General features: G+C 68.1%; 13 protein-coding genes. 8 read left to right on the plus strand and 5 right to left on the minus strand.

Annotation, left to right across the window (positions count from 1 at the left end; all coding sequences use genetic code 11):
- Window positions 1–46: 46 nt before the first annotated feature.
- Complete coding sequence (locus tag NG1_RS32300; RefSeq protein ID WP_062977267.1) at window positions 47–793, minus strand: 3-hydroxybutyrate dehydrogenase; 747 nt, start codon at window positions 791–793, stop codon at window positions 47–49.
- Window positions 790–2,175, minus strand: coding sequence for an MFS transporter (locus tag NG1_RS32305; RefSeq protein WP_062977269.1), 1,386 nt, complete (start codon window positions 2,173–2,175; stop codon window positions 790–792). The genes NG1_RS32300 and NG1_RS32305 overlap by 4 nt, the downstream gene beginning before the upstream one ends.
- 101 nt (window positions 2,176–2,276) lie before the next feature.
- Here NG1_RS32305 and NG1_RS32310 point away from each other — a divergent pair, with 101 nt between their 5' ends.
- Window positions 2,277–3,233, plus strand: coding sequence for a LysR family transcriptional regulator (locus tag NG1_RS32310; RefSeq protein WP_062977271.1), 957 nt, complete (start codon window positions 2,277–2,279; stop codon window positions 3,231–3,233).
- Between the two features lie 147 nt (window positions 3,234–3,380).
- Here NG1_RS32310 and NG1_RS32315 read toward each other — a convergent pair whose 3' ends face one another.
- Complete coding sequence (locus tag NG1_RS32315) at window positions 3,381–4,208, minus strand: class I SAM-dependent methyltransferase (RefSeq protein WP_062977272.1); 828 nt, start codon at window positions 4,206–4,208, stop codon at window positions 3,381–3,383.
- Between the two features lie 71 nt (window positions 4,209–4,279).
- Between NG1_RS32315 and NG1_RS32320 the strand changes: the two genes are divergently transcribed.
- Window positions 4,280–4,882 carry a TetR/AcrR family transcriptional regulator gene (locus tag NG1_RS32320; protein WP_062977274.1) on the plus strand — a complete coding sequence of 201 codons (603 nt, stop codon included), beginning with the start codon at window positions 4,280–4,282 and terminating at the stop codon, window positions 4,880–4,882.
- A gap of 140 nt (window positions 4,883–5,022) precedes the next feature.
- On the opposite strand, the gene NG1_RS32325 is transcribed toward NG1_RS32320, so the two are convergent.
- On the minus strand, window positions 5,023–6,588 hold the full coding sequence (locus NG1_RS32325; RefSeq protein ID WP_168434067.1) for a helix-turn-helix domain-containing protein: 1,566 nt from the start codon (window positions 6,586–6,588) through the stop codon (window positions 5,023–5,025).
- Between NG1_RS32325 and NG1_RS37650 the strand changes: the two genes are divergently transcribed.
- From NG1_RS37650 to NG1_RS32340, 3 genes are all read left to right on the plus strand, one after another.
- On the plus strand, window positions 6,587–6,943 hold the full coding sequence (locus NG1_RS37650; RefSeq protein WP_168434066.1) for a hypothetical protein: 357 nt from the start codon (window positions 6,587–6,589) through the stop codon (window positions 6,941–6,943). The two genes, NG1_RS32325 and NG1_RS37650, sit on opposite strands and share 2 nt — an antisense overlap.
- Window positions 6,944–7,214: 271 nt before the next feature.
- Window positions 7,215–7,577: a hypothetical protein gene (locus NG1_RS32335; RefSeq protein ID WP_062977280.1), complete on the plus strand. Its 363-nt coding sequence runs from the start codon at window positions 7,215–7,217 to the stop codon at window positions 7,575–7,577.
- Window positions 7,574–8,557, plus strand: a complete 984-nt coding sequence (locus tag NG1_RS32340; protein ID WP_157114372.1) for a protein kinase family protein — start codon at window positions 7,574–7,576, stop codon at window positions 8,555–8,557. Before NG1_RS32335 ends, NG1_RS32340 begins: the two co-directional genes overlap by 4 nt.
- 76 nt (window positions 8,558–8,633) lie before the next feature.
- On the opposite strand, the gene NG1_RS32345 is transcribed toward NG1_RS32340, so the two are convergent.
- Complete coding sequence (locus tag NG1_RS32345; RefSeq protein WP_157114373.1) at window positions 8,634–9,110, minus strand: hypothetical protein; 477 nt, start codon at window positions 9,108–9,110, stop codon at window positions 8,634–8,636.
- A 247-nt stretch (window positions 9,111–9,357) separates the two neighbouring features.
- Here NG1_RS32345 and NG1_RS32350 point away from each other — a divergent pair, with 247 nt between their 5' ends.
- From NG1_RS32350 to NG1_RS32360, 3 genes are all read left to right on the plus strand, one after another.
- On the plus strand, window positions 9,358–9,783 hold the full coding sequence (locus NG1_RS32350; protein WP_062977286.1) for a PPOX class F420-dependent oxidoreductase: 426 nt from the start codon (window positions 9,358–9,360) through the stop codon (window positions 9,781–9,783).
- A 64-nt stretch (window positions 9,784–9,847) separates the two neighbouring features.
- Window positions 9,848–10,669, plus strand: coding sequence for a precorrin-4 C(11)-methyltransferase (gene cobM / locus NG1_RS32355; RefSeq protein ID WP_084499361.1), 822 nt, complete (start codon window positions 9,848–9,850; stop codon window positions 10,667–10,669).
- Window positions 10,670–10,686: 17 nt separating this feature from the next.
- A complete protein-coding gene (locus NG1_RS32360; protein WP_062977288.1) occupies window positions 10,687–11,409 on the plus strand; it encodes a hypothetical protein in 723 nt (240 codons plus the stop codon).
- Window positions 11,410–11,888: the final 479 nt, after the last annotated feature.

The following is an 11,888-nucleotide window of genomic DNA, read 5'->3' on the forward strand; positions in this document are numbered from 1 at the left end:
CGGTGCTGCGCGGGATGGCGCTGACCGCGCTGGGCTGAGCGCGCCCTCATCGCGCGCTCCACCCGCCGTCCATCGTGTAGGCCGCGCCGGTGACCATGCTCGCCTCCGCCGAGGCGAGCCAGCCCACCAGTGACGCGACCTCCTCCGGCTCGACGAGGCGTTTGATCGCGCTCTCGGTGAGCAGGATCTTCTCCACCACCTCCTGCTCGGGCACGCCGTGCGCCTTGGCCTGGTCGGCGATCTGCTTGTCCACCAGCGGCGTCCGCACATAGCCCGGGTTGACGCAGTTGCTGGTCACGCCGTGCGGGCCGCCCTCGAGGGCGGTGACCTTCGACAGCCCCTCCAAGCCGTGTTTGGCCGTCACGTAGGCCACCTTGTACTCGGAGGCGCGCAGACCGTGCACCGAGGAGATGTTGACGATCCGTCCCCAGCCCTGCCGGTACATGTGCGGCAGGGCGGCGCGCACCAGTAGGAACGGGGCCTCGACCATCAGGGTGAGCAGATCGCGGAACCGCTGCGGCGCGAAGTCCTCGATCGGGCTGACGTGCTGCACCCCGGCGTTGTTCACCAGGATGTCGGTGTCGAGTTCCAGCGCTTCCAGCGACGCGACGTCGAGCAGATCCACCGCCCACGACTTGCCGCCCAGTTCCCTGGCCACCGCCTTCGCGCCGACATCGTCGACGTCGGCCACCGTCACCGTCGCGCCGCGCGCCGCGAGCACGCGGGCGCATGCCGCGCCGATGCCGCTCGCGCCACCGGTGACCAGGGCGCTGCGCCCCGCCAGATCGCTCATCGCACGGTCACTTCGGTCCGCGCGCCGAGGGTCTCGGCGTCGGCGTGATCGATGCTTTCCAAGGTCAGCCCCTTCGTCTCTCGTGCGGCGAGCACGGCGATCGCGCTCACGGCCGCGGCGCCCGCCAGGTACCAGGCGATCGGCACCGCGGAGTGATAGGTGTTCAGCAGCCGGACGGCGATGATCGGCGCGAGCGAACCGGCCACGATCGAGGTCACCTGATAGCCGAGGGACACGCCGGAATAGCGCATCCGGGTGGGGAACATCTCGGCCATGATCGCGGGCTGCCCGGCGTACATGAAGGCGTGGAAGATCAGGCCGATGATGATGGCGGACATGATGACCGCGTTGTGGCCGCTGTCCATCATCGGGAAGGCGAAGAAGCCCCAGGTGCCCGCGGCCAGCGCGCCGACCAGGTAGACCGGTCGCCTGCCGAAGCGGTCGGACAGGTTGCCCACCAGCGGGATCGTCACGAAGTGCACCGCGTGTGCGGCGAGCAGCCACCACAGGATCACTTGGGTGTCGGCGTGCACCTCGACTTTGAGGTAGGTGATCGTGAACGTCACCACCAGGTAGTACATGACGTTCTCGCCGAAACGCAGCCCCATCGCGGTGAGCACGCCGCGCGGGTAGCGGCGCAGCACCTCGACCACGCTCAGCGAGGTCGCCTCGATCTGCTCGGCCTCCCGCTGCGCGGCGACGAAGATGGGCGCGTCGGTGATCTTCGTGCGGATGTAGTAGCCGATCAGCACCACCACCGCGGAAAGCCAGAACGCCACCCGCCAGCCCCAGCCGAGGAACGCCTCGTCCGACAGCGTGGAGGTCAGCACCAGCAGCACCACGGTCGCCAGCAGGTTGCCCGCGGGCACCCCCGCCTGCGGCCAGCTCGCCCAGAATCCGCGGCTGCGGCTCGGGCTGTGTTCGGCGACCAGCAGCACCGCGCCGCCCCACTCACCGCCGACCGCGAAACCCTGGATGAAGCGCAGGGCGACCAGCAGCGCGGGCGCCCAGTAGCCGATCTGTCCGAAGGTGGGCAGACAGCCCATCAGGAAGGTCGCGCTGCCCACCAGCACCAGGCTGAATTGCAGCAGCTTCTTACGGCCGTATTTGTCGCCGAAGTGCCCGAAGACCACGCCGCCGAGCGGACGCGCCGCGAAGCCGACCGCGTAGGTCACGAACGCGGCCAGGATGGCGTCCAGGTCGCTGGTGTCCTTGGCGAAGAACACCTTGCTGAACACCAGCGTGGCGGCGGTGCCGTAGAGGAAGAACTCGTACCACTCCACGATCGTGCCCGCCATCGACGCGGCCACCACGCGGCGCAAGCCGCTGGTCGTCGCACCCGAATCCGCCGCCGCGGTCGCCGCGGCGCTGTGCTCCCTCATCGCACTTCTCCTTCGTGCCAGGGGCCACACTTCGTTCTCGATGTGACGGCTCCCACAATGCTTGGCTGCACCGAGTATTAGTGCAGACGAATCGCGCCGCAATGACCATTTGTGCAGTGCCTCTCTGCAAAGATGCAGATATGCGCCCGGCGTCGCCTGGTCGTCCCAGTGCCGACGACCTCCTCGTACTCCTGGCTGTGGGGCGGTCGGGCCGATTCGTCACGGCCGCCGAAGAACTCGGCATCAACCACACCACCATCTCCCGGCGCATCGCCGCGCTGGAGCAGACGCTCGGCGGCCGAGTGCTCACCAGGGTCACCGGTGGCTGGGAACTGACCGATCTCGGCAGGGCGGCCCTCGCCGCGGCCGAGGCGGTGGAGTCGGCGGTGAAATCGCTGGCCGCGGACGCGGGCGGCGACCGGGTGCTGGAGGGCGTGGTCCGGGTCTCGGCGACCGACGGCTTCAGCGCCTACATCGCCGCGCCCGCCGCTGCGGAGGTGCAGCGGCGGCATCCGAAGATCTCGGTCGAGATCGTGGCGACCACCCGCCGCGCGTCGCAGCAGCGTTCGGGCCTGGACCTCGAGATAGTCGTGGGGGAGCCGCAGGTGCACCGCGCCACCGCCACGCATCTGGCCGACTACTGCCTGGGCCTGTACGGCTCCCGCGAATACCTGCGCGAACACGGCGCGCCCGCCACCATCGACGATCTGGCGCGGTATCCGCTGGTGTACTTCATCGATTCCATGCTGCAAGTCGACGATCTCGACCTGGCCTCCAGCTTCGTACCCGCGATGCGCGAATCGGTCACCTCCACCAACGTTTTCGTGCACGTGGAAGCCACCCGCGCCGCCGCCGGTCTGGGCCTGCTGCCCTGCTTCATGGCCGACCGGCACGCGGATCTCGTTCGCGTCCTCGCCGATTCGGTGACCGTCACGCTCGGCTACTGGCTCGTCGCCCGCACCGAAACACTCCGCCGCCCGGAGGTGGCCGCCGTCGTCACGGCGATCCGCGCCATGGTGGCCGACCGGCGCGACACCCTGCTCGGCCGCCCGCGCTGAGACTCGCTGGTCATCGGAAGTGCTCGGCGTCGTCGCCCGCGTGTGCGGTTGGCGGCTTCGCGGACGGGGCCGCCAACCGTGGCGGCCCCGCAATCCTGGAGCAGGCCCGAGCCGCGAAGTAGCTTCGCGCGGTGCCGAGCGCGGCCGTCAGGGTGTGTCTGCGCGTGCGGCGGTGGCGGCCAGGGTGGTGTAGTCCATCGTGAAGGATCCGCCCAGAGAGTCGATGGCGGCGCCGACCGCGTCCAGTATCTCGGCCAGCTGATCAGCTCGCAGTCGGGTGAGGCCGCCTGTGGTGGGGAGTAGTTCGAGCCATTGGTCGCGCGTATAGGACTGCTGCCAGTCGAATCGCCACTGTTCGGGATCTCCGAATTGTTCGGTCTCGCGGATCTGGTCGGCGAATTTCGCGTATCCCGCTTGGTAGAGCTCGAGGGGACGCCGAGCCGGTTGGCCGCTGAGCGGGGAGTCCGGCGCGGCCCGCCGGTAGGCGGCGGCGAACGGTTCCGCCACTTCGGCGGGTGGCTCGTACACGTGCCCGAAGATCGCCAGCCGTCCCCCTGGACGCAGCACGCTCGCCGCCTTCGCGGCGCCGGTGACCGGGTCCACCCAATGCCACGACTGAGCGGCGACGACCGCGTCGAACATTCGGTCGCCCGGCTGCCACGCCTCGAAGGTCGCCACCTCGACCCGCAGCCCGCGGGCTCGCGCGAAGTCGGCCATCCGCGCATCGGGTTCCACGCCGAGCACCGTGCACCCCGCCGCCTGGAACTGGCGACCGGCGATACCGGTACCGCAGCCCACGTCGAGCACGTCCGTCCCCGGAGTCTCGGCGAGGATTCGCGCCACCAATGCGTCGGGGTAGGCGGGCCGCGCCTGGTCGTAGCGCTGTGTGTCCACGCCGAACGACACGGCCATCTGCTGGAACTGTCCCGGCTGCGCCGGGGACGGTGCGGGTTGCTCCTGTGGCATTGTGGGCATGTGCCCACTTTAGTGGGCGCATGCCCACTGAGCAATAATGCCGCTGGATCGACGCGCGAGAGGATTTGTGAGTGCCGACTGGGATGCACCTTCGCGACGCGCGGCAGCAACTGTTCGACGCTGCCGAGCGCGTGCTGCTGCGCGACGGGCCGAACGGGCTGACCAGCCGGGCTGTCACCGACGAGGCGGGCTGCGCCAAAGGCGTTCTGCACCGGCACTTCACCGACTTCGACACCTTCCTCACCGATCTCGTGCTCGATCGGGCCGCGCGGCTCGAAGCGCAGGCCGGTGCGCTACGCGCCGCCGCGGGCTCCGGCACGGTGGCCGCCAATCTGACCAGCGCTCTGACCATCCTGTTCGGACCCGTGCCGCTGGCGATCATCCCGCTCATCACCTTCCGTGACGAACTGCGCGCCCGACTGCGGCAAGCCAGGCCCGGCGGCGGCATGGCGATCCTCGCCGAGGCGACGACCGCGATCTCCACTTACCTGACCGACGAGCACGACCGGGGCCGCATCGCAGCCGACGCGGACATCGACTCACTAACCCTCTCCCTGGTCGGTGGCGCCCACCTGTTGTTCACAGACCGCGACCCCGGCCCACCGACTACATCGGCAGTCGAAAAGTTCGTCGCAGCAGTCATCTCCGACGCCGTGCGACGACGACAGGCCTGAGCCCGACCCGCGTCGAGAACGGCTGTCAAAAGCTTGCCGCGGTCACCTCGATTTCAGGTGCCGGGGGTGGTCGGAGCCGAGAACCCGCTCAGGATCGGTGCTGCGGCGCTGGCTTGAACGCGCGGCGCGGGGTGTTCGGGTCATGCGGTGCGGGTGAGGGTGTCGAATCGAAGGCGGAAGTGTTCGGCGTCGTCGCCGCGTGTGTGGTTGGCGGCTGTGCGGACGGGGCGTAGTTCGGTCAGGAGGCGTGGTGAGTTGACCGGGCCTTCCAGCAGGGTGAGGGCGGCGTGGGCTTCGGTGATCGCGGAGGTGGTGTCGCCGAGGCCGGCGAGGGCGGCGGCGTAATAGGTGCGGTACGACGCTTCGTCACGCGGACGCTGGGTGCCGCCGTCACCGATCGTGTCGCGGTAGGTGCCGACTGCCCGGTCGTGCTGTCCCAAATAGACGCGGCCGCGTGCCTCGATCGATCTGATTTCGGTCGGTGTGACGTGATGCAGCCAGACCGGCTCGTCGACATCGTCGAGTCCGCGATCGACCTCACGCCAGGCACGAGTCATCGCCTGCTCGAAATCTTGTCGTTCCCCGATTGCCGCGTGCGCCACGGCTTCACGGGCGGAGCGGACCGCGTTCAGCCGAGCCGACGGAATGCGACGAGCCAGATGGCTGGCGCGCTGCGCCAGGCGCACCGGTTCTCGGCTGGCCGGTCTCTCGGTGGTCAGAAACGTCAAGCTGGCCAGCGCGTTGGCGAGCAGTTCGTCGTTGTCGGCCTGCTCGGCCATCAACACCGCTTCGATGTAGCACTGCCGCGCGACAGTGGTTCGCCCAGCGTCCAGGCAGAGCCAACCAGTGCAGCGCGCAAGGCGGCTCGTCTCGGTCAATAGGCGGAGGCCGGTGTGTCGGCCATACACGCCGTGGTCGAGCAGGCGGCGAGCCAAACCGTATTGACGGAGGGCGAACTCGGCGATGTCCCCGCCACCGAAGTGATTGTCGTGATTCCACATGCGCCGAGTCAGCGTCTGGAAGTAATTCACATGGCCGGACCCGACCTGGCGTGACACGGAAGGTGCCGGGGCGCTGGCGGCCATCGTAGTGATCGTCGCTGCCAGGCCGAATTGTCTGCGGTCCATGTCATCGGCTCCTTTACCCCCGTCTTCGATGGTCCTCGGATCAACCGGTCCCAGCAAGATTGGAAGCAACGCCTTACGCGGCACCCCCAGTGCGTCGGCGGCGCGGACCAATTCGCGAATGTCGAAGATGGTCCCCACTTCTCCGCGTTCCACCCGGCCCGCGTGGGTGCGGTCCCAGTGCAGGAGGGCGCCGAAGTCGGCTTGGGAGAGTCCCATTTCTTTGCGGACGAGGGCGAGGGCTTGTCCGGGCTGCCCTTCGGCGAGCAACTTGCGGAATCGCGGCGTTGTCCACACGCCGTCCATCTCGTGGTCGATCACTTTCCGCCCCTGTTCCCGAAATCCGCTGTGGTGAGCGAACTTTAAGCACAAGTACCCAGGTGGCGCGGGGCAACGGCAGATATCGCACACCGCGCCTCGCGCGCTTGACAGCGTCGCGGTGCGCTCTCCGTTCTTCGAGGCTCTAGGGGCGCGCGCCGCCGGGGCGATGTCGTGTCGGCACGGCACTCCGGACGCGGTGAGCCGCGAACGGTGGCGAAAGCCCCCGGCGGCGGGCGCTCCCATCGAACGAGAGGTGAACATGAAGCCGAAAGTGGTCGGGTATCTGCGCCGCGACATCTCCGGGCGGCGCGCGCGCAGGCATGAAATGGAGATCCGGGCGCTGGCGAAGGCGTCGGGTTTCGATCTGGCGCGGACGCTGGTCGCCGGCCCGACCGCGCCCGCGTCGCTCGCGGCGCTGCTCACCGTGGTGCGTCGCGTCGGCGCGGTCGCGGTGCTCACTCCGACGCCGAACCATGTGGAATTCCGTGCGGACGAGATCATGGCGGTGTGCGCGGCCGGAGGGACCGACGCCATAGGCACGAACATCTCCTCCGGCCCGGCGACCCGGCTGCGCGCCGCCTTCCTCGGCAGCGTTGACGCACCGAAGATCGAATGACTGCTGGGCGATAGCGGGTCAGTAGCTTTGATATCGCCGTGCTGTGGCTCGCTCATGTCGCACTCGACGCATGGCACCCTCGCCGGAGTCGCTCGTCACGCCCGGGTGGAACCGGGGTGCATCTGGAACCGGAGCGATCCACTCGCAGTGACTTCCTCCCGCTCCGGTAGTAGGTTGCTTCCATGAGACGTCAAGTCCGCTCCCGAGATGCCGCTCGGGTCGGAGGTCGTGCCGCTGTCGGGCGTCTCGTCGCAGGTGAAGATGAGGGTTCATGGCCGAGTACACGCCGAGTTCGGTGGCGATCTATGACGTCGGTTATGCGCGACCACGCCGCGTAGCCGAATTCCGGTTGGACACCGATGGCGGTGTGACGCTCACCGTGACCGACCGTGACGGATGCTTGTTCGCCGAAAGGTTGTATGAGCGCGGTGTCGCAGTGTTCGACCCTCCCGCGCGGATAATGCCGACCGAAGGTCCGCCTTTCCTGCGTGCGTTGCTCGAGGCGCCGCCGACGAGTTACTACCGCGTCGTCGACGAAAGCCCGGAAGAAGCGCCGCGGCCGGGCCGTCGTACCCCGTGGTCCGCGAACCCGGCATCGGGTTCGGATGGCGCGTCGGCGCCGTCCTCGCGGTGAGAAACAGTGTCACCCCTCTACTTCGCAACATCACCCAACGCCTGACCCGAACCCTCGATCTGGGGTCGAGGAGGGCCGCGGGCACCTATCGGCGCACCAGTAGCACGCTGGACCTCGGTGCTCGCGAGTTCCGGGATGCCGACGAGCGATCGTCGCATCTGCTGGAAGAGGCGCGCACCCGGATACAGGTGCATCCGGCGCAGGCGGCTCGGCAGCGAACGTGGGATTACCAGCCCAGTCCGGCCGAATCCGCCATGCGTGCGCGCCGGCTGACCACGGATGTCGGGTTCGACGACGAGATGAGTGAAGTCGTAGCGAAAAGCTCCACCACGGTACGGAGGATGCGCTCGGACGACGGCGAATTGAACATTTACAAACCGATCCATGGTGAGCACTACGACGCGGGGTTGCCTTTCGTGCATGCTCCCGGTGCGTTGACGAGTCGCGAGATCGCGGCATATCGAGTCGATGAACTACTCGGTTTCGGCAGGGTGCCACCGACCGCTCGGACGGACGGTGTGATCGGACCCGACGGCAGGGCCTCCGGGCCGGGCATGATCCAGCAGTTCGTCGAGTCCAAGCCCGCGCGGGCGGTCGGCGACTACCCGAAAGTCCAGCAACAGCAGGTCGCGGTACTCGATTACGTGATCGGTGCGCTCGATCGCCATCCCGGCAACTATCGCACCGTCGAACGCGACGGGCAGCTCGAAGTGGTCGCCATCGATCACGGTCGATCGTTTCCCCTGTCGACTCGACCGCTGGAAATCAATATCGATTCCGACTTCGCCATGGCGCAGAAGGGCGTGCGACTCGAGGGTGATGTGCTGCGCGGGGTGCAGGGCGTCGATATGGACCGCTTCCGGGCGGCGCTCGGCGACGCCGGTCTCCACGACAATGCCATCAATGGCGCGGTGGCACGGCTGGAGAAGATACGAGAACTCGGGATGATCCCTGCCGATGCCAGGGTGCTGCCGCCCTAATCCGTGCACCAGCGGCGCAGTATTTCTCCTGAGCGCTGGGCCTCCTCGCCCATCCGGCGCGCGGACGCCGCACGGATCATCCGGCCTGTGGGTGCGGGCGCAGGTCGATCGTGTTGCTTGCCCGTGCCCACACCTCCTGCACTTCGAAACCGGGGGCTTGCCACGAGTCGGTGGCGACGCGGACCCGGCCGCGCCATTTCCGCATGATGTCGGTGTGCACCGGCCAGCGTACGAATCGCCGCATGTCCTGCTCGGTTTCCCACACCGAGATCGAGCCGCCGCGCGCCTCCGACGGCCTACCCCACAGCCACAGGCCGACCGCGCCGTGCATCACGGGCCAGGTCCGGCCCAGCCGCATCCCTGTCTTGTAGATCTCTTGAACGTCCTCCTCGGAGGAGGCGAGGAAGTCGGTCACGCTGACGAACACCGGGCCCGGAGTGTCGTGTCGCGGCCCGGCTTGCCAGGGCATCAGCATGGTCCCCGCGGAAAACGGCTGTTCGCCGGTCCCGCTGGAGCGGTCGGCGGTCTGATGATCGGAAGAGTTAGTAAGCATTTGCAGATGATATGCGTTTGCGTATGAAATTGCCAATGGGCCGCTCCGATGGGGATCCGCGGCGGGAATGTCAGGTGCGGGTAGCCCGGTCGGTGCGCGAGTGCCGCGTGCCGGTCGGAGTGGATTCGGCATGTCGAACGGCCGCGAACCCGAGGCCGGCGGCGCTGTGCCGGATCGCGCTCGGGAATGTGTCCGTCCCGGCGATTCGTCGCGTGCTCGGTACTCGGCCGCGACCTAGGGTGAGCGGGTGGCCTCTCTCTCCGATCCCGCAGTGCGCGACTTCCTGTCCCATGGCACCCGTACCGGCAAGGTGGCGTTCGTGGCCGCCGACGGCAGTCCGATGGTGACGCCGGTGTGGTTCGTCATCGACGGGGACGAGCTGGTCTTCAACACCGGCAAGTCCAGCGCGAAGGGCAAGGCGTTCGCCAGGGACGGGCGCGTCTCGGTGTGCGTGGACCTGGAGGAGCCGCCCTACGCGTCGGTCCAGTTGCGGGGCACGGTCACGCTCTCGGAAGACACGGGCGAACTGCTGCGCACCGCCACCGAGATCGCCGGCCGCTACATGGGCGCGGACCGCGCCGAGGAGTTCGGTAAGCGCAACGGCGTTCCCGGTGAACTCGTCGTCCGCCTGCGGCCCGACAAGGTGATCGCCCACTTCGACGCAACCGCCTGAACGGCCGGGCCCTGCATCCTGGGTGCTGGGTGGGCGGTGTGCGGCGGTCAATACACTCGCGCGCATGACCGTGCACTTCATCGGGGCCGGGCCGGGCGCGGCCGATCTGCTGACGGTGCGCGCGGTCGAGTTGCTGCGCGCGTCGCCGGTGTGCCTGTACGCGGGGACCTATCTCGATCCCGGCGTGCTGGCGTACTGCGCGCCGGACGCCGAGCTGGTCGACACCCAGCACCTGGATCTCGATCAGATCATCGAGCGTCTCGTACGCGCGGACCGTGCGGGTCAGGACGTGGCTCGTCTGTGCTCGGGTGACCCGTCGCTGTACTCGGCGCTGACCGAGCAGACCCGCAGGCTCGACGCGCACGGGGTGCCGTGGGATGTCACGCCGGGCGTGCCCGCCTATGCCGCCGCGGCGGCGGTGCTCGGCGCGGAGCTGACGGTGCCGGAACTGGTGCAGTCCGTGGTGCTGACCCGCACCCAGGCCCGCTCCACCGCGATGCCCGAGTCCGAAGCGCTGGCGAACTTCGCCGCGACCGGCGCCACGCTCGCGCTGCACTTGGCCATCACCCGCATTCGCCCCCTGGCCGCCGAACTGGCCGCCGACTACGGATCGGACTGCCCGGCCGCCGTCGTCTACCGCGCCAGCCAACCCGAGCAACTGGTGTTGCGCGGCACCCTGGCCGACATCGCCGACCAGGTCGAGGCCGCCGGACTGCGGCAGGCAGCGGTGATCCTGGTGGGCCGCGCGCTCACGCCAACGGTCTCGTGCGCCGAATCCCACCTCTACGACCCGGCGCGGGTCCGTCGGTCCGCTGCGGATAGCCGACCGGAGCGAGAGCAATCAGGAACCGGGCGGTATCAGCGCCGACGGGACGGAATTCGCTGATCAAGGGAGGTGATTCGGTGCCCGACGCAGACGCCGACGGCCGGTTCGATCTGCTGCTGTGCCGAGCGATTCCGCTGGTTCTCGCCCCGGCAGGTAACGCTGCCGGTCCCCGGGTGCGGGGAGTGGTACGCGCTGGCTCAGGGCACGCGCGGATCGTGCTGTCATCCGACGCTGCGATGAGTTCCGGTGTCGCGGTCGATTACGAACTGACCTCGGACGTGGGTGGGCTGCTCGATGTGACCGGCGCGGTCGACCACGCGCGGTTCACCGTCGGGCCCGCTGTCACACGGTTGCTGGCAGTCCACTCGGACCGGCCGCGTGACAGTCACGGCAATACCGTCCTTACCGCGGTCGATTCCGGGTTCGACTACACGGGCTCGGTAGATTCCGGTGACCAGCGCCTGTTCAGTCTGTTCAGCCTGCTGGTCGGTGGCGGTCTGCCGTGGTTCGCGGATGACTACAGCTTTGCCGGATTCATGTTTGTCGAGGCAGACACCTGTCGGATCTACGTACGTGTCACCCGCACGGACCACACCTACGGCATAGATTTGGCCGTCAGCGGCACCGACGGGCGTCCGACCGGCTACACGTACCTCGCCCAGGAGCTGGCGCCGTTGGCCCGTAATGGCGACCTCGCGCGCCAACCGGTCCTCGACGACTCCGATGACTATTGCGATGCCGTCGTGGATCTGCGTGCGTGGATGGGACCAGCCGGGTCCAGTGCAGTCACCGCCGTCTGAGCACCGGGTCCGATTCGCAGGACGCCGTCCGCAGTCGTGATCGCCGCGGTGATCTGGGTCTCCGGCGCTCCTTTCGGTGGCTGCGGGTGCTCCGCTGCGCGGCGCGAAAGTGCCGGACTGGCGCATCGGTGACCCTCTGTGAGAACCGCAACATCCTTCTGGCAAACCCGTGCGGCGCGTTTGCCTGCGGTGATGTCCAACGGCTATCAGCGATGGTTGGTCGGGTGCCGGAGGCGACGGTAGATTGATCCGGTGATTCGCAAAGAAGGTCCCGGCGGAGCCGGTCGGTGGGTTCTGGGCACGGTCGAGCCCATGTAACAAGCCCGGCCCGTTGGACAGATAGTTCAAATGAACATTTTTTGCCTGATTTGATGTGAGAACTCAACCTGGAGACGCAGGCGCCACGCTCGGATAGGTGCGCGTCCCCTCCGGGTGTGGTCGGGGAGCGCTTGCGTGGTGTTCCGGAAGCGAGGTTACGG

The sequence above is a fragment of the Nocardia gamkensis NBRC 108242 genome (assembly GCF_001612985.1).
Taxonomy (GTDB): domain Bacteria; phylum Actinomycetota; class Actinomycetes; order Mycobacteriales; family Mycobacteriaceae; genus Nocardia; species Nocardia gamkensis.

Bases quoted from the DNA above. Each gene is read 5' to 3' on its own strand.
- NG1_RS32300 (WP_062977267.1), bottom strand. From the start codon at position 793: ATGAGCGATCTGGCGGGGCGCAGCGCCCTGGTCACCGGTGGCGCGAGC.
- NG1_RS32305 (WP_062977269.1), bottom strand. From the start codon at position 2,175: ATGAGGGAGCACAGCGCCGCGGCGACCGCGGCGGCGGATTCGGGTGCG.
- NG1_RS32310 (WP_062977271.1), top strand. From the start codon at position 2,277: ATGACCATTTGTGCAGTGCCTCTCTGCAAAGATGCAGATATGCGCCCG.
- NG1_RS32315 (WP_062977272.1), bottom strand. From the start codon at position 4,208: ATGCCCACAATGCCACAGGAGCAACCCGCACCGTCCCCGGCGCAGCCG.
- NG1_RS37650 (WP_168434066.1), top strand. From the start codon at position 6,587: ATGAAGCCGAAAGTGGTCGGGTATCTGCGCCGCGACATCTCCGGGCGG.
- NG1_RS32325 (WP_168434067.1), bottom strand. From the start codon at position 6,588: ATGTTCACCTCTCGTTCGATGGGAGCGCCCGCCGCCGGGGGCTTTCGC.
- NG1_RS32335 (WP_062977280.1), top strand. From the start codon at position 7,215: ATGGCCGAGTACACGCCGAGTTCGGTGGCGATCTATGACGTCGGTTAT.
- NG1_RS32345 (WP_157114373.1), bottom strand. From the start codon at position 9,110: ATGCTTACTAACTCTTCCGATCATCAGACCGCCGACCGCTCCAGCGGG.
- cobM (WP_084499361.1), top strand. From the start codon at position 9,848: ATGACCGTGCACTTCATCGGGGCCGGGCCGGGCGCGGCCGATCTGCTG.